An 18,298-nucleotide genomic window follows, 5' to 3' on the forward strand; every position below is an offset into this window, starting at 1 on the left:
TGAGGTCGGCCCCGGGGTGGACGGAAAAGGGTAAATTCCCGTCAATATAGAGGTTTTGACCCGGGGCGTCAAGCGGAAGGGGTCAAGCCTTGAAGCGACTCTCGGTGCCGGCCCGTAACCGTTCGATGTTGGCGCGGTGGCGGACGATCACCATCCCGCCGATGAAAAGGCTGGCGGCGAAAAGAGGGAGTGAGCGGGCGATCCCGCCGGCGAGAAAGGGGATCAGAGCGGCGGCGGCGATCGAGGCCGCCGAGACGTAGCGCCACTTCCAGAGGATGGCGACAAAGGCAACCAGCGCGATGAAAACGGCGAGGGGAGAGAGGACGAGAAAGATGCCGAGGGCAGTCGCCACCCCCTTGCCCCCCTTGAAGCCGAGGTAGACCGGGTAGAGGTGGCCTAGGAAGGTAACGGCCGCAGCCAGGGCAACCTGCTCCGGAGACCAGGCGCCGGACTTGACGATCCACAGCATCGGCAGCAGCCCCTTGAGGCAATCCCCGATCAGGGTGAGGATGCCGAACTTGCGCCCCGCGACCCGGTAGACGTTGGTGGCGCCGATGTTGCCGCTCCCCGCCTGACGGACATCGCCACGGCCGGCGAGGCGGGTCAGGATCACGCCGGTGGGTATGGCGCCGATCAGGTAGCAGAGTGCCAGCAGCAGAGGGAAGGTCACGGTGAACTCCACGGCAGAAAACGGTCGCGGGCGGTGAATGGTCGCCCGCCCGAAGGTCCATTATCTAGCATGGCGAACCCCGGAAAAGCAAGGGATTTCCAGGGTTCGGAACAGGTGGGGCGTTGCCGGCAAGGTCAGGATGCTGCGCCGCCGGCCCGCCTTACCCCCCGTACTCTTCCAGAAACAGGCTGAAGGTGAGGACCACCATCAGCAGGTCGTTATCGAAGGTCTGATTGAGGGAAAAGCCTTCCTCCAGCGCCATCTCCTTGAGACGTTCCACCGTCTCCGGATTGAAATAATTTTCCCGCTTGACCCGCTCAAAGGAGAGGTAATCGAGGACGAACTGGCGGTCGTGGCGCAGCAGATAATCACTCCCCGGGGCGACGAAAGCGAATTTTTCGCGGTTGACGATCGCGGGGGGAACGATGTCGGTGGCGGTCTGTTTGAGCAGGGCCTTTTCGACCCCCTGGGCGATCATCAGCCGCGGCTGGATGCCGCGCACCAGTTCGATCAGGTCGAGGTCGAGGAACGGGTAGCGCCCTTCCACCGAATGGGCCATGGCCACCCGATCGCCGTGGTCGGCAAGAAGATGGTCGGCGATGCGCAGCTTGAAATCGATGTAGGAGCGCTGGTGAAAAGGATCGCGTCCGCGCAGTCGCTCACGGTTTAAAACGGGATTCCCGGTCGATTCGAAGGTGTCGAGGGCGGCGGCCAGCGCCGGGGCATAGAGGGCGCCCTTCAATTCCCGAAACGCATGATAATCCCGTTCGTAGTAAAAATCGGCGTCCCCCCAGAGGCGCTGCCGGGTCTCCCCTTCGAGGAGCTGCTCCGGGGTCGGAAAGGGAGCGGGGCGCCGCAGCCGGTCGAGGCGGTAACCGACATAGCCGCCAAAGAGCTCGTCGGCCCCCTCGCCGCTGAGAACAACCTTGTAACCCTGGTCGCGAACCATCGCCGAGAGGGCCAGCGAGCAGGTGTTGTACGACTCCTTGAGGGGAGTTTCGGCGGCGCGTATCACCTGGGGGAGGCGACTGGCGATCCCCTGCCAGTCGAAGACGGTCAGATGACGGCGGGCGTCCATCCCACTCAGCGCCAGTTCCTGAAAAGCCTGCTCGTCGATCTCTGCCTGCGCGAAACCGATGGAGAAGCAGTCCCAGTGGTCGGCGGGACGCAGGCGCTGGATCAGCCGCGCCACCAGGGAGGAATCGAGACCCCCCGAAAGGTAGAAGCCGACCGGGACATCGGCGCGCAGCCGTCGCTCAACCGCCCGGGTCAGGGTGGCGAGCAGCTCCTCGCAGAGCAGCGCCGGATCGCGCGACGGCGCCGGTTCTGCCGCCAGCGGGTAGTCCAGGTCCCAGTATTCCTGCACCTCCAGCCGGCCAGAGGCCACCCGCAGCAGCTGGCCGGCCGGCAGCGACTTGACCCCCTGAAACATGGTCTGGGGACTGGCCAGGCCGGGGAAGGTGAGGATCTGGTCGAGTCCGGCCGGGTCGATGGCCGGGCGGAAGCCGGGATACTGCAACAGGGCCTTGATCTCCGAGGCGAAGAGGAGCTGGCCCTGGTGGATGGCGTAGTAGAAGGGGCAGATGCCGATCTGGTCGCGGGCGGCGAGAAATCGCCGCGCGCGGCGGTCGTAGAGGGCAAAGGCGAACTGGCCGCGCAGGTGGTCGACGAGGTTGTCCCCGTACTCCTCATAGAGATGGACCAGGACCTCCACGTCGCTGCGGGAGCGGAAGGTGTGACCGCGGGCGAGGAGTTCGGCGCGCAGTTCCGGCTCGTTGTAGATCTCGCCATTGCAGATCGAGACCAGCGAGCCATCCTCGTTGAAATGGGGCTGTCCCCCCCCCTCCAGATCGACGATCGCCAGGCGCCGGAAACCGAAGCAGACCTCGGGTCCGGTGAAGTAGCCTTCGCCGTCCGGGCCGCGGTGGACGAGGGCAGCCGCCATCCGCGGCAGAATTACGGCGGCGTCACGGCAGTCGGTGGCAAAATCGAGGGCGAAGTAGCCGGTGATGCCGCACATCTAGCAATCGTCTCCGATCCGGTTCAGCTCGGCGAGAAAATCGGCGTCGTCGCAGCCGAGATTTCGGGTGATTTCCTGGGCCAGCTCCCGCAGCGGGGTTTCGGGGGCCCCGCTGGCAACCGCGGCGAGGCGCGCCAGGGCGGAAGCGAGGGTCGCCACTGTTTCGGGCCGGTAGAGTTCGCAGTCGTATTCGATGAAGCCGCTGAGAGGTTCGTCGTCGAAGAGTTCGAAATCGAGGTCAAAGCGGCAGCTGACCGAATCCTCGAAAAAGGGCTCGCAGTCGATACCGGGGAGCTCCAGCACCAGGGGGCGATTGTTGTGGAAAATCAGCAGCACGTCGAACAGGGGATGGCGGTTGCGGCTGCGCGGCAGGCCGAGATCCGCAACCAGGCTACTGAAGGGGTAGTCCTGGTGTTCAAATGCCGCCAGGGTCTGTTGCTGGAGCTCGTCGAGGAGGCTGGAAAAGGACTGCTCGCCCCTGAGGCGGGAGCGGATCGGCAGCAGGTTGAGAAAGTAACCGACCAGGTCGTGGGTGGCCGGATGGCTGCGGTTGGCGCTGGGGACGCCAATGATCGACTCCTCGGCATCGGCGAGGGCATAGATGAGAAGCTTGAGCAGGGCCTGCAGGACCACGAAGGGGGTGACCCGTGCCTGCCGGGCGAGCTGCCGTATCCCCTTTGCCTGCTCCGCCAGGTCAAAACGATGGCGGGCACCGCGGCCGGCGCGGACCGCCGGGCGCGGAAAATCGGCAAAGAGGTCGAGCTGCGGCAACTCGCCGGCCAGGGTAGCGCCCCAGTAACGGCGATCGGCTGCGCTGGCGTCACCGGCAAGGTAGCGCTGCTGGGCGCGGGCGAAGTCCCGGTAATGGAGCGCCGGTGGGGGCAGTTCCGCACTTTCCCCGCGCACGGCGGCGGCGTAGCCCTGGGCGAGTTCCCGGGCGAGGACCGTATCGGACCAGCCGTCGCTGATCAGGTGGTGGAAGACCAGCGCGAGGATCTGCTCCTTCTCGTCGAGCTGGAACAGGGTAGCGCGGAAGAGCGGCGCCCGCGTCAGGTCGAAGGGGGTGCGCAGCTGGGTCAGGATCGCCTCCCGCGCCGTCTGCTCGGGATCGGTGTCGCCGCGCAGGTCGACCGTGGTCAGCAGGTCGGTCATGGTGGGAAGGATCGTCTGGCAGGGTTCCCCCTGGTGCAGCTGGAAGGAGGTGCGCAGGGCCTCGTGGCGGGCGGCGCAGCCGGCGAGGGCTGTTGCCAGTGCGGCCGGGTCGAGAGGACCGTGCAGGCGGTAGGAGCCGACCGTGTTGTAGGCGCAGGAATCGGCCTGCAGCTGTTGGGTCAGCCAGAGCCCTTTCTGCCCCTCGGCGAGGGGATAATGCTCCGCCGTCGGCCCGGGTTGCAGATCCAAAACGGTCGCAGCGCTCGGTAGGGCCAGGGCCGCTGCGAGGGTCCGGGGGGTCGGATGGGTATAGATCAGCCGCAGCGGCACCTGGATCCCCAGCTCCTCCCAGATCCGGCCGGCCAGCCGCACCACCTTGAGGCTGTGGCCGCCGCAGGTGAAGAAATGGTCGTCCCGGCGCACCATCGGCAGCTCCAGCACCTGGGCAAAGAGGGCGCAGAGCAGGGTTTCATTGACTCCCGGCGGGGCCCCGGCCGGAGGAGAGGACGCCGCTTCCGGGGCGGCTGCTGCGGGGGCGAAGGCGAGCCGGGGGCGGTCGCCGCACAGGGCGCGGAGGGTACGGGCCGGTTCGGCGGCCGCGGCGGTCAGGATCGCCAGAAAACCCTCGGCGAGCTCCTCGATCTGCTGAACGGCGACCTGCGCGGCGTTGAAGCGGAAGGTGACGGCCAGTTCCTGCTGCGCAAAGAGGATCACTTCCAGGGGGTAGTGGGTATGTTCGAAGTAGTCGACCGCCGTCACCGGCGAAGTCTCCAGCCCGGTTCCGAACAGCTCCGCCACTCCATCGGCCAGGGGATAGTTCTCAAAGATCAGCAGATGGTCGAAGAGGGGATGACCGATCCGCGCCTGAAGGGCGGCCAGGCTCAGATGCTGGTGAGGACCGGCGGCGAGGTTCGCCGCCTGGAGGGTGCGTGCCAGCTCCGCCAGGGTGGTTGGCGCCGCGGGGAGCTGGGCCCGTACCGGCAGGGTGTTGATGAAGAGCCCGACCATCCCGGTCACCCCCGGCAGCTCCGGCGGCCGGCCGGAGACGGTGACGCCGAAGAGGAGATCGTCGTCCCCGCCGGCGCTATGGAGGGTCGTCGCCCAGGCCGCCTGCAACAGGGCGTTGAGGGTCAGCCCCTCCTTGCGGGCGAGGCCGGCCAGGCGCTGGAAGATGGCCGCGTCGAGGCCGAGATCGAGCTGCTGTTGCCGATAACCGACGCCGGCGGTGGTCGGAAAGAAGCGGGGCGGTTGCGCCCCGGCGAGGCGTTCTTCCCAGTACGCCAGGGTCGGCAGCTCATCGCGCCGGCCGAGCCAGGCAAGGTAGTCCGGGAAATCACCCCGCAGCGGTTCCAGTTCACCCCCCTGGTAGCGGGACACGAATTCGCGCAGCAACAGGGCGATCGACCAGCCGTCAAAGAGGATGTGGTGAAAGGTCCAGAGCACCTGCCAGTCCCGCGGACCGCGCCGGATAAGGACGATGGCGATCGGTGGCGCCGCCTCGACCCGGACCAGCCGGGCCCGTTCGGCGCGGGCCAGTTCCAGCAGCGCCGATTCCGGGTCGCTGGTGTTGTCCTGGTTCAGCTCCTCCTGGCGCAGTTCGGCACGGTGGGCCGCCAGGATAACCTGGCTGGGGGCGCCGTCCCCCTGGGGGACGAAGCGGGTGCGCAGCATGGCGTGGCGATCGGTGAGCTCCTGCCAGGTGGCGGCGAAGCGTTCCGGGTCGAGCTCGCAATCGAGGCGAAAGAGGGCCTGGTTGACGTAGGCTTCGGCGTCGCCGTCGAGCAGGGTATGAAACAGCATCCCCTCCTGCATCGGGGTCAGCGGCAGGACCCGGTCGCGGCGCGCTGGCTCCGGAGCGGGGCTGGCGCCTGCCGGAAGCGGTGCCGGCGCATGGATGGCCAGCTGCGCTGCGAGCTCGCGCAGGGTGGGATGGGCGAAGATCTGCCGGACGTCCAGCGCCATTCCTGCGTCCCGGGCCCTGGCGGCGACCAGAATGGCGCGGATCGAATCGCCGCCCAAAGTGAAGAAATTATCGTCGGCGCCGACCGTCGCGACCCCGAGGACCTGGGCGAAGATGGTCGCCAGGGGGGCGCACTCTGCAGGCACCGCCGTCACGACGGCAGGGCCGTCCTGAGGGGCGGCGGCGGGGAGCGCCTTGCGGTCGATCTTGCCGCTCGGGTTGAGAGGCATCCGTTCCAGCCGCTGAAAGCTCGCCGGCAGCATGTAGGGCGGGAGCCAGCGACCGAGGTGCTCGCGCAGTTCCTCCACGCTCGGGGGCGTCGCCCCGCCGCGCAGGGTGTAGCAGGCGGCCAGGTCGCGGACCTCGCCGCTGGCCGGCTCACGGATCGTCTTCACCGCCGCCTGCAGCAGCGCCGGGTGGGTGGTCAGGCAGTTTTCGATCTCCTGCAGCTCGATACGGTAGCCGCGCAGCTTGATCTGGTCGTCGCCGCGACCCAGAAACTCCAGTTCGCCATCCTCTTGCAGGCGGGCCAGATCGCCGGTGGCGTAGAGGCGCCCCTCCGGCGCGCCGAAGGGGTCGGGCACGAACTTGCGGGCGGTCAGCTCGGCCATCCCCAGGTAGCCGCGTCCGACGCCGGCCCCGCCGATATAGAGTTCACCCACCGTCCCCGGCGGCACCGGCCGCAACCTCCGGTCGAGGATGTAGACCTGCTCGTTGCATAGTGGCCGGCCGATGCTCGGGCGCTCCTTGCCGTTGATCCGGGTCGAGGTCGACCAGATGGTGGTCTCGGTCGGACCGTAGACGTTGAAGATCTGTGGCCGGGCGTGGCGCAGCCGGGCGAAAAGATCGGCCGGAAAGGCCTCACCGCCGATCAGCAGGGTACGCAGTCCACCCAGGACTGCCTCCTCGCCGCTCAGCTCCAGCATCAGCTTCAGCCGCGAGGGGGTGGTCTGGAAGGCCGTGACCCCTGCTTCGCGCAGCAGCGTCGCCAACGGCGTAATGGCGAGGTTGTCATCGTCGCTGGCGAGGACAATGCGGGCGCCGACCAGCAGACAGCAGAAAATTTCCAGCACCGAGATGTCGAAGGTGAAGGTGGTGACTGCCAGCAGGGTGTCGCTTTCGTCGATGCCGTAGACCTGGGGGAGGTTGTCGGTCATGGCGACGACGTTGCGGTGACTGATCATCACCCCCTTGGGGGCCCCGGTCGAGCCGGAAGTGAACATGATGTACGCCAGATTTCCCGCATCGAGGGTTGGTGACGCCAACGGCGCGTCGTCAGCGCCGGCGCACTCCTCGATCACCAGCAGCGGTCGGCCGCAGGCCGCGCTCCAGGCGTCGCACTGATGACGGCTGGCGACCAGGGCCCGGGCGTCGCTGCCGGCGAGGATGGCATTGCGGCGCTCGGCGGGGAAATCGGGCGCGATGGGGACATAGGCGGCGCCGGCCTTGAGGATGCCGAGCAGCGCGGCCACCGCCTGGGGGCTGCGTTCGCTCAGCAACGCGACCCGCTCGTCGGGCTGCGGCGCGACCAGCGCGGTCAGCGCCCGGGCGATGCGGTTCGATTCTTGGTCGAGCCAGGCGCGGGAGAACTCCTGGCCGGCAAAGACCAGCGCCGTCGCCGCGGGGTTCGCGGCCAGCTGCCGGGCCCAGAGTCCCGGGATGGTGGCCGTGGCGGCGAAGGGCCGGGTGGTGCGGTTGAGGGCGGCCAGGCGCTGCACTTCGTCCTCGTCCAGCAGTTCGATGGCTGCCGGGGCGGTCCGCGGTTCGGAGGCGAGGGCGGTCAGCAGCCGCACCAGCCGGCCCGCCAGCCGTTCCATGGTCTCGCGCCGGAAGAGGGCGGTGGCATACTCCAGCCGGCAATGGAGCTCGCCGTCGGCCTCGATCGCCTCGAAAGTAAGGTCGAACATCGCCGTCGGCTTGTTGTAGGGGACCGGGGTGCAGACCAGGCCGGGAAGCTGCAGCAGCCGGTCCTGCCCCTTTTCGAAGATGAACATGGTGTCGAAGAGCGGGTTGCGGCCGAGGTCGCGGGGGACGTCGAGGTCCTGCAGCAGCTTGTCAAAGGGGTAGGCCTGATGTTCATAGGCGCGCAGGAAGTCCTTTTGGACCTGGCGCGCGAGGTCGCGGAAGGGGAGGGTGTCGTCGATCTGCAGCGGCAGCGCCAGGGTGTTGGCGAACATGCCGACGCTGCGCTCCCAGCCGGCCGGCCGGGCATCGACGGGAATCCCGATGGCCAGTCGGGCTTCGCCGCTCAGCCGGCTCAGCAGGGCCCCGTAGCCGGCCAGCAGCAAGGCAAAGAGGGAGACCCCGGCGCTGCCGGCCGCACCCTTGAGAGCGGCGGTGGTGGCGGTTGGCAGGTCGAAGAAGAGGTTGTCGCCGCGATGATCCTGCTCGGCCGGACGCGGGAAGTCGGTCGGCAGTGCCAGCGGCGGTACCGGTTCGGCGAAGGCCTGCAGCCAGAACGTCCGGTCGGCCGTGGCGGCTGGCGAATCAGGGTAGCTCCCCTCCGCGGCAACGAAGGCGGCGAAGTGAGGGGGGATGGCCGGGAGGGGCTGGCCGGCATAACCGGCCATGACCTCCTGCACCAGCAGGCTCAGGGCCAGGCCGTCGGCGACCAGGTGGTGAAAATCGAAGACGAGCAGATGCCTATCCTCGCCCAGGGTGAAGAGTGCCGCCCGGACCAGCAACTCCTCGGCGAGGTCGAAAGGGCGGACGAATTCGGCGATCAGCTCGGCGATCGGGCGACCCGCGGCGGCCCGGCGTTCCAGGCGCAAGGAGCGTTCGGCGTCGAAGAGCTGGCACGGGCGGTCGTTTGCGAAGAGGAAGCGGGCGCCCAGGGCCGGATGGCGCGGAAGGAGGGCGGCGATGGCGGCTTCGAGACGTTGCAGGTCGAGGGGGCCGTCGAGCTGGTAGGCGAGGGGGAGATTGTAGAGGGTCTTCTCGGCGCTGAGCTGGTCGTAGACCAGCAGGCGTTGCTGGGCGCTGGTCAGCGGAGCGCTGGCTGGCGCCGCAGCCGCCGGCCCTGCGCCGGCGTGGGCAAAGGCAAACCCGCCGGCGCGCAGCCGGGCGACGGCCTGCTCCACCGCGGCAACCACCCGGTCGATGTCGGCGGCGCTGTGGGCGGCGCTCAAAAAGCAGATCCGTCGTTCCCAGGTATAGATCCCCTGCTCCATCAGCAGGTGAAAGAAGAGATCCATTTCGATCGGGTCGAGGGCCAGGCTGTACTTCCCCTGCCCTTCGAAACGGAACATGGAGCCGTAATGGGCGAGTTTCACCGGCACCTTGGCCGTGGCGAAAAAGGCGTTGAGGCGCTGCGCCAGATCGTCGAGAAGCGCTCCGACCCGGGCCTGCAACGCCGGACCTTCGGCCCGGATCCGGGTCAGGGCGGCCCGGGCCGCGGCCAGGGCGAGGGGGTGCTTGACGTAGGTGCCACCAAAGAAGGTGAGTTCATCGCCGGGATGGGAGTCGTCGCCGAACTGCCAGTCGCCGCCGTCGATGGCGTCGAGGTAGCGGGCGCTGCCGGCGACCACGGAAAGCGGCAGGCCGCCGCCGATTGCCTTACCGTAGATCACCAGATCGGCGCGCACCCCGAAGATGGCCTGAGCGCCCCCCGGGTGCATGCGGAAGCCGGTGATGGTTTCGTCGAAGATGAGCGGAACCTCCAACTCGCGGGTCAGCGCCCGCAACTGGCGCAGGAATTCGACCGGCACCAGGGTCGGGTTGCGGCTCTGCACCGGCTCGACCAGTACCGCCGCCAGGGTGCCGGCCTGGCGGCGGATCTGCTCGAAGGCCGCGCTGTCGCCGTAGGTGAGGATCTGGACATCCTCGACCATCTTGCGGGGAATGCCGGTGGCGGTCGGATAGGTAGTGCCGTCAACCGCCGTCGCCAGGACACCGTCAAAGGTGCCGTGGTAGGAATTGCCGAATATCACCACCCGGTCCCGACCGGTAACCGCCCGCGACAGCCGCAGTGCGACCATTACCGCCTCCGAACCGGTATTGCAGAAGGCGACCCGTTCCACCCCGGTCAGCTCGCTGATCAGCTCGGCGACCTCCCCGGCCAGCTGCGACTGGGGGCCGAGTTCGAAGCCCGACTCAAGCTGTTCGCGCAGGGCTGCGACCACTTCCTGCGGGCGATGACCGAGAAAGGTGACGCCGTAACCCATGGCGAGGTCGATATAGGTATTGCCGTCGATATCGACGAAGTGAGCCCCCTGCGAATGGGCGGCGACGATCGGATAGACCAGCTCCTTGAGGCTCTGTTTGTAGCCGAGGGAGTTGATCCAGTCGGCCAGGACCCGGCGATAACGGGCGGCCCTCGCCTTGGAGCCGGCGGTTTTGCGGTTGAAATCAGCGGCGAAATCGGCGATGAAGCGCTGCTGGTCGGCACTGAGCTGGTCCGGAGTCAACCGCATGGAGCGGAAATTGAATTTCGGGGTGGCGGTCGCCTCTCCGGCTTCCGGCCCGGCGGCAGGGGGGGCGACGGCCGCCGTGGTTCCCAGCAGGTCGAGCTGACGATGGCAGAGCTCGCGCAGCGTCTCCAGCTGGCGGGCGCAGAGTTCGACCAGGTCCGGACTGTCGCTGGCCGGTGCGACCGGGGGTGCCGCCGCGGTGCTGACAGGCGCTGGCGCCAAAGCAGCTGGCGGCGGCGCCGCAGCGGCGAGGTGCCCGGCAAGTTTGCCGAGGGTGTCGAAGCTTTCGTAAAAGTCGCCCAGGGGGATGTTGATGTCGAACTCCTTGGCGATCTGCTGGCGGATCTGCACCAGCATCAGCGAATCGAGTCCGAGTTCGAACAGGTTGGCCTGCGGATCGAGCTCGGCCGGCTCTTTCCAGGTGATCTGCTGCACGATGCGGTGCAGCGCCGCCAGGCTCGCCGCGACGGCCGAGGTTCCGGCAGGGGTAGAGAGCGTGGACGGGTTGGCGGGGGGCGCAGGGACGGTCATCGGCGGGGCACCTCCTGGCAGGGGGAAGAGCTGGTGCTCGAAGGGGTAGAGGGGGAGTGCCCGCTTGCGCGGGGCAAAGGGGGCAAAGACCTCGGGCCAGGCGACTGCAAAGCCGCGCAGGTAGAGCTCGCGTAACGATTCGAACAGGGGCGTCAGCCCCGGCCGGGTGCGGGAGGCGGTCTGCATCAGCCCCGTTCCCGGGGGAGGGCCCGCGCTGCGGACCAGGCTGGTCAGGACCGAGGAGGGACCGAGTTCGATGAACTCCGTCACTCCGAGGCGCACGGCGCTGGCCAGGCCGCGGCCGAAATCGACCGGCTGGCGCAGATGCTGGCACCAGTAGTCGGCGCTGAATCCCTCCCCGGCGGCAAAGGGTTCGCCGCTGAGGTTGCTGATCACCGGGATCCGCGGCGGTCGATGGGTGATTTCGGCGCAGAAGGCGGCAAACGGTTCCAGAGCCGGTTCGATCAGCCGGCAGTGGGAGGCGAAGTGGATTGCCAGTTGGGTGCAGTCGATCCCCTCGCTTTCCAGACGGCGGCAGAAGTCGGCCAGTTCCGCCTCGGCGCCGGCCACCACCAGCTGCGCCGGGCCATTGATGACCGCCAAATCGAGACCGGGGAATTCGGCCAGCATCGCCTCGACCCGGTCCCGTGCGGCCATGACCGTCGCCATGCGCCCCTGGACCGGCAGGGCGGCAGTGAGCTCGCCGCGCTTGACGATCAGGCGGATCGCCGTGTCGAGGTCGAGGGCGCCGGCGAGGGTTGCGGCGACATATTCGCCGAGACTGTGGCCGATCAGCAGGTCGGGAGTCACCCCGAAGGAGCGCCAGAGGGCGAAAGCCCCCCAGGCGAAGCAGAGGTAGGCGAGCTGGGCGAAGGGACTCTCGTCGATGCGGGCGCGGTCGGCGGCGCTGGCGGGGCAGAGAACGGGCAGGATCGGGAACCCCTGGGCGGCGCAGCGCGCGGCGCAATCGTCGACGGCCGCGCGAAAGCTGGGATAGGTCTGGTGGAGCTCCGCGCCCATGGCGGAATACTGGGTTCCCTGGCCCGGCAGCAGCATGGCGAGCTGGCCGCGGTTGGACGCTACCCGCGGTGCCCCCTCCCCGGCCAGGAACCGTTCGAGGCGGGCGTCGAGCTGTTCGGCGTCCTCGACCAGGGTGGCAAATCGGTAGGGGTGGTGGTCGCGGGTGGTCAACTGGGAAAAGGCGAGGTGGTGATCGCAGTTCAGCGTCCCGGCCTGCATTTCCTCCCGGTAGCGCCGGGCCAGGGCCCGCAGCGAGCCCTCGCTGCGGGCCGAGATGGCAAACAGCCAGGGTGGGACCGCAGCTGCCGCCTGGGGGGCGGGTACCGGCGGGGGCGCCTCCAGCAACAGATGGGCGTTGGTACCGCTGAAGCCGAAAGCGCTGACCCCGGCGATGCGCGGCCGGTCGACCGGCCAGCGCTGGGGATCGGGCGAGGCCCGGAACGGGATGTGCTGCCAGTCGATCTGACTGGAGGGGGGTGTGAGATGGCAGATGCCGGGGACCTCGCCGCTCTGCAGGGCGAGGATCGTTTTGATCACCCCGGCCACGCCGGCGCAGGCTTCCAGGTGACCGAACTGGCTCTTCAAGGCACCGAGCAGGATGGGCGGCAGTGCCGGATCGCGGGCGGCGAAGGCCGCGGTCAGGGCGCCGATTTCGATCGGATCGCCGAGGGGGGTGCCGGTGCCGTGGGTCTCGATCAGGCCGACGGCGTCGTAATCGAGTCCGGCATCGGCCAAGGCCCGGCCGATCAGGTCGCTCTGGGCGGCGCCGTTAGGGGCGGTCAAGCCGTTGCTGCGGCCGTCCTGGTTGACTGCCGAACCGCGGATCGTTGCCAGGATCGGATCGCCGGCGGCCTGCGCCGCGGCAAGGGGTTTGAGGACCAGCAGAGCGCACCCCTCGCCGCGGGCGTAGCCGTCGGCGGCAGCGGCAAAGGGCTTGCAGCTCTGCGTCGGTGAGAGGGCGCCGAGGGTGCGCATACTGTCGAAAAGACGCCGTGACAGGATCAGGTTGACGCCGCCGGCCAGGGCCAGCTCGCACTCCCCCTGGCGCAGGGCGCGCACCGCCTGGTGCAGGGCGACCAGGGAGGAGGAGCAGGCGGTGTCAATGGAGAGGGCCGGGCCCCTGAAATCGTGAAAATAACTGAGCCGGCCGCTGGCGGTATTGAACATGGCGCCGGTGGCAAGGTAGGGGGAGTCGATCGGCCGGCGTTGGCCGAGCTCCTTGAAATCGTCGGTGCTGATGCCGAGGAAGACGCCGACGTTGGCGCCGCGCAGGCTGCCGGGAGCGATCCGGGCCGACTCCAGCGCCTGGCAGGAGACTTCGAGCAGCAGCCGCTGCTGGGGGTCGAGGTCAGCGGCCTCGGCGGCGGAGATATGGAAGTAACGGGCATCGAAGCCGATCGGCAGCGGTTGCAGAAAGGCAGCACTCTCTCCGGCCAGCTCCGGTCGGTCGGCCGGGGCGGCGGTGACGGCATTGGCGCCGCTGCGCAAAAAGGCGGACAGCCGCCCGGGCGAATCGAGGTCGGGCGGAAAGCGAAAAGCCATACCGATGATCGCCACGGGAGTCCCCGCGGCGGCCTGGGGGGCTCCCCGCCGCACGGAAGGGGGGGGCGCGGCCTCCAGGAAACGCAGGAAAGCGGCCGGTAGCGGATGCAGGAAAAAACTGGCCGGAGAAATGCGCCGGCCGAGACGGGCGCCGAGCCGTTGGGCGAGTTCCATCAGCTGCAGGGAAGTCAGCCCCAGCTCGGACCAGCTCGCTTCCTCTTCCAGGTCCGGGTTCCTGCCAAGCTGGCGGGTCAGCTCCGCAACCAGGGCCTCGCGCGGGGACGTCGCGGCTGCCGTTTCCTCCCGCGCCGCCGGGGCTGGCGCAGCCGCCAGTTCATCCGCCAGGGTCGCGAGCCGGGCCGGTTCGTCGCACCCCTGCTCCAGGGGGGCGAAGACCCGGCCCGCGGCGCCGTATCCGGCAAGATCGGCGCGCAGGCCGAGGGCGAGGGTCGGGTGCGGAGTGATTTCGAGGAAATCGACGGCCGCATCGGTGCTCAGAATCGTCGCCACCGCCTGGCTGAAGAGGATCGGCTGGCGGATATGCCGGCGCCAGTAGGCCGCGTCCCAGGGCCCGGCAAAGGGGCCGCCGGTCAGGGATGAATAGTAGGAATACCGGGATGGTGCGGTCGCCAGTTTGGCGATGGCGGCGGAAAACCGGTCGAGATGAGGGTCGAGAATCTGGCTGTGAAAGGCGATGCTGGTGCGTAGCGAACGACAGAAAACCTGGTTGGCGCCGAGTTCAACGGTCAGCTGCGCCAGTTGTTCCGCGCTGCCGGCGAAGACCACCGAGTTGCGGCTGTTGCAGGCGGCGATCTCCAGCCCCGGCCGGGCGCTGGCCAGTTCTGCGGCCCGCTCCGGGGGGAGGGCGACGAAGAGCATCTCCCCCTGGCCGGCGACGGCGCGAATCAGGGCGAGATGGGCAACGACCAGCTCGACCGCGGCGGCCGGGGTGAGAATGCCGGCGGTGACGGCGGCGGCGACCTCCCCCGAACTGTGGCCGATCACTCCGGTCGGCACAATGCCACGCCTTATCAGGGATCGGGCCAGGGCGGTCTGGTAGCTGAAGGTTTGCAGATGGGAGTAATCGGAACGGTCGATCAGCGCCGGATCGGCCAGCCGCAGCAACTCGCCCGGCGGCGGTTCCCCCGCGGCGACAAAGAGCGGGTCGAGTTCCGCCACGGCGTCAGCGAAGACCGGGTCCGACTTCAGCAGGGCCTGGCCCATGCCGGCCCATTGGGCTCCCAGCCCGGGAAAGACGAAAATCAGAGGTTTCACGGCCCCCCCTTGCTTCCCCCGGGCGTCGTGGGCGGGGGCTGGCAGGATTGGATCGGGACGGTGCCGTCCGGAAAGATCCAGGCACCCTGGCGGATCTGCCCCCGATAGAACCTTTCCCCTTCCAGACTGCCGTCGGGGGCAAAGGAGATTTTTCCCCTGACCAGGTCCCAGTCGGGGAGGAAGCGGACATGGGCGAAGAGGGTCCGCGCCTCCAGCGATCCGGTGGCGCGGATCGATTCGGCCAGGAGCATGATCCCGTCGTAGGTGTCCCGCGCCCAGAGGTCGGGTTCGGTCCCATAGCGGGCGACAAAGGCCTGGACGAATTCAGCAGTCTTCCCTTCTTCCCCGGGATGGAAGGTGGTCAGTGCCTCGAACCCCTCGCCGGCCGGCCCGAGCAGCTGCGGCGTCTCTTTGCGCAGCGCCGAGCTGTCGCCATAGACGCGGCCGCGCAGGCCGAATTCCCTGAGCTGCTTGACGAAATCGGGCAATTGCTGATAGCTGCCGGAAAAGTAGATGGCGTCGGCTGTCGCCATCGCGTCTTCGGAGAGGACGTGGCGGAAATCGCGGACCCAGGCCGGCACCGTGCGCTGAATCGGCGGGTTCCCGCCGAGGTCGCGAAACGCCTTGATCAGATCGGCGGCACTCTGGGCCGAAAAGCTGCTCTGGTCGCCGATGATGGCGAGGTTTTTATCCCCCCGGCAGCGCAGCAGTTCGGCCAGCGCCCGGGTGTAGTCGCTGGTGTTGAAGTGGGGCCGGACCGCATGCTGGAAGGAGTAGCCGGTCAGGGAGGGGAGTTCGGCGCCGATGATGACGTAGAAGAGGTTCTTCGCTTCGGTGGCCACCAGGGTGTCGAGGGCGAGACTCGAATAGTAGGAGCCGACCAGGGCGTTATAGCTCGGGTCGCCGCTGATTTTACGCGACAGCTCGGCATTGCGGTCGGTATCGCCGCCGTTGTTGAAAAAGACCAGTTGCAGCGGTTTGCCGCCGATGCCGCCGGCGGCGTTGATCTGCTCGGCAGCCAACTGGGCGCCTTCCCGGGTGAGATCGCGCGGTTTTCCGGGCAGCTCGAAGGGCCAGAGGAGGGCGACCTTGACCTGCTCGACCTGGGAAAGTTCGGTGGGACGCTGGTCCGCAATATCGCTGTCGCGCTGGTGCAACCAGATCTGCAGCGCGCCAATGGCGAGGGCCAGAAGGAGGAAGTTGCGAATCAGCTTCATTGCTGGCCGCCGCCCGCCGGAGCGGTTTCGCCGGTATTGAGGATGATCGGCAGCCCCCCCTTGCCGGAACCGATCACGATCACCTTGGCGTTGTTCGATTCGGCCAGTTGGCGGGTCGCCTCGACCCCTTTCCAGGTCAGGACCCGGTCGGTCAGGGAACTGTTCACCAAATCGTTGTACCCCTTGACCCCGCCCGCTTCGATGACCTTGCGGCGGGCTTCCTTCTCGGCCTGCCGGAGCTTGAATTCATAGGCCTTGGCCAACTGGTCCTGCTCGAGTTTGTTTTCGATGGCACTGACCAGGACTTTCGGCAGGATCACCTGGCGGATGACGACGCTCTCGATCAGCACGAAGCGCCGCATCACCTTTTCCAGCGACTCCTTGAGAATTCCCTCGACGACCGCCTGCTTCTGCGAATAGAGCTCCTCCGCCGTATACTGGCCGACGGCCTGGCGGATGACAGCCTCGGTTTCTGGCAGGACGATCTTCTCCAGATAGTCGGGCCCGATGTTTTTATGCAGCAGACCGAGGGTCTGGTAAAGAGGGCGATAACGGATCGCCAGGGTCAGTTTGATCGGCAGCCCTTCGCTGGAGAGGGCCTCGAAGTCGGAATAGTTGGTCTGCACCCGGCCATCGTAGATCTGCATCCGGTCCCAGGGGGCGATGACGTGGAAGCCTTCGGCAAAGACCCGATCGGTGACGGTCCCGCCGAAAAAGCGGCGGAACAGAACCCCCCCATGACCGGCATCGATGGTGATGAAGATCCGTGGCCAGAAGAAGAGGACGCAGAAGACGAGCAGCATGGCGAGGATGGCCAGGCTCGGCAGATTGCCCCGAATCCAGCCCTTGAGCCGTTGTTTTACCGAGATTGTCATGAACGTTCGCTCCTGTGCTGGAGGGTGCCACAGTCCAGTTTGATCAGTTCGTCGGCGATGTCGAAATAGCGGTCGTCATGACTGATGACAATGACCGTCTTTCCCTTCGCCTTCAGTTCGGGGAGGAACTCGCGGTAGAAGAACTCACGGAACTCGGGATCCTGGTCGGCGGCGACTTCGTCGAAGAGGCAGATCGGTCGTTCCTCGATGAGGGCACAGACCAGGGCGATCCGCTTGCGTTGGCCGGTGGAGAGATTGAGGTTGCCAAAACCCTCCTGCGGACTGTAGCCGGTCTTGTCGGCGATCTGCAGCCGCTGCAACCATCCCGTGACCTGCTCCGGATCGGTCTGCCGGTAGCCGTAGAGGCGGTCAAAGAGATGGAAGTCGGTGAAGATGACCGAAAAGAGCTCCCGGTAGGGACCGTAGTCGGCACGCTTCAGGGGCGGGCCGTCGAGGCGGATGGTGCCGCTCTGGGGATAGTAGAGGCCGGCCAAAAGTTTCATCAGGGTGGTTTTGCCGCTGCCGTTGCCGCCGGTGACGAAATGGATCTGCCCCTTGCAGATGGTCAAATCGAGGGGGCCGAGGGTGAAAAGGGTCTGGTCGTCCCGCAGGTAATTGTAGGTCACCCCCTGCAGAACGATCCGCGCGAAATCGTCGGGGGCTGCTGCCGCTGTCTGGTCGGAGCGGTCGTCGTGCTGCGCCAGCCGCGTCTCCAGTTTCTGCAGACTGTCGATGGCGAGGCGCGCCTTGGAGAGCATCGGGATCGAGTCGACGATGATGCCGATGGGCCCGGCGACGAAGAGGACGACGGCGACGATGGCGATGGTCGTCTCCGGGGTGGTCAGCTCGAAATTGGGCAGCAGAAAGACCATCGCCCCCATCAGCAGGAAGAAGAGGGTCTGGGAGAGGACGATGGAGGAGACGAAGCTCCTCTCCGTCTCCTGCTTCAGCCGGTCGGTCTCCTCCAGAGTGGTCGCCAGAAAATGGTGATAAAGGTCGTCACCCTTGCGGACGTTGACCTTGAGCTCCTTGAAGCCGCTGAGGAAATGGTCGAGCAGGGCAAAGAAGCGGACCTCGTTGGCCTGGTAGGCGCGCAGGGCGGCGGCGGTCCGGGCCTGGTTGAGCTGATAGACCATGACCCCGACACCGATGACCAGCAGAACAATCCAGAAGGCGGTCGGGGAGAGGAGATAAATGTAGACAGAGGAGACCAGGAGCATGATTGCTCCGGAAGAGGCCGAGACCGCCATTCGCGACGATTCGTAGATGATCTCGCCATGCTCCAGCAGACTGCGGTAGATGGTGCGGTCGCCGACCGCGTCGAAGCCATCGAGCCCCATGCGCCGTACCGAGCCGATGATCCGCAGGTTGGTGCCGGAGAGATTTTGCTGCACCACCCGGGTGGTGCCGAGCAGCGCATAGCGCTTGGCCTGGACGTAGACCAGAATGCAGAGGATGAACATCAAAAAGTAGCGGACACTGATCTCCGAAAAGTCGCTGGCCACCGAATTGACGATGACCATGAAAGCCGCGTTGGCGACCCCGGCGACCAGAGTCGCGGCCAGAATCCTGCTCCGCGCGGGGCCGGCCTGGCTGAAAAGAAAACGATAAATTGTCAGGTCCATTG

At 67.2% G+C, this 18,298-nt stretch carries 6 protein-coding genes; all 6 read right to left on the reverse strand.

Annotated features, from left to right (window positions below; all coding sequences use genetic code 11):
• Positions 1-82: 82 nt before the first annotated feature.
• The 6 genes from plsY to ACYQ8E_RS14875 all read right to left on the reverse strand — a co-directional run bounded on the left by plsY (position 83) and on the right by ACYQ8E_RS14875 (position 18,296).
• A complete protein-coding gene (gene plsY, locus ACYQ8E_RS14850) occupies positions 83-670 on the reverse strand; it encodes a glycerol-3-phosphate 1-O-acyltransferase PlsY (protein ID WP_066724327.1) in 588 nt (195 codons plus the stop codon).
• Between the two features lie 160 nt (positions 671-830).
• Positions 831-2,690, reverse strand: coding sequence for an asparagine synthase (glutamine-hydrolyzing) (gene asnB, locus ACYQ8E_RS14855; protein WP_066724329.1), 1,860 nt, complete (start codon positions 2,688-2,690; stop codon positions 831-833).
• Complete coding sequence (locus ACYQ8E_RS14860; RefSeq protein ID WP_459861270.1) at positions 2,691-14,579, reverse strand: amino acid adenylation domain-containing protein; 11,889 nt, start codon at positions 14,577-14,579, stop codon at positions 2,691-2,693.
• A complete protein-coding gene (locus tag ACYQ8E_RS14865) occupies positions 14,576-15,796 on the reverse strand; it encodes an ABC transporter substrate-binding protein (protein ID WP_066724339.1) in 1,221 nt (406 codons plus the stop codon). The genes ACYQ8E_RS14860 and ACYQ8E_RS14865 overlap by 4 nt, the downstream gene beginning before the upstream one ends.
• Positions 15,793-16,671 (reverse strand): prohibitin family protein, encoded by an 879-nt coding sequence (locus tag ACYQ8E_RS14870; RefSeq protein ID WP_066724341.1) that lies wholly within the window; start codon positions 16,669-16,671, stop codon positions 15,793-15,795. The genes ACYQ8E_RS14865 and ACYQ8E_RS14870 overlap by 4 nt, the downstream gene beginning before the upstream one ends.
• Positions 16,668-18,296, reverse strand: coding sequence for a cyclic peptide export ABC transporter (locus ACYQ8E_RS14875; protein WP_066724343.1), 1,629 nt, complete (start codon positions 18,294-18,296; stop codon positions 16,668-16,670). Before ACYQ8E_RS14875 ends, ACYQ8E_RS14870 begins: the two co-directional genes overlap by 4 nt.
• Between the last annotated feature and the right edge of the window lie 2 nt (positions 18,297-18,298).

It is taken from the genome of Desulfuromonas carbonis (assembly GCF_054658035.1).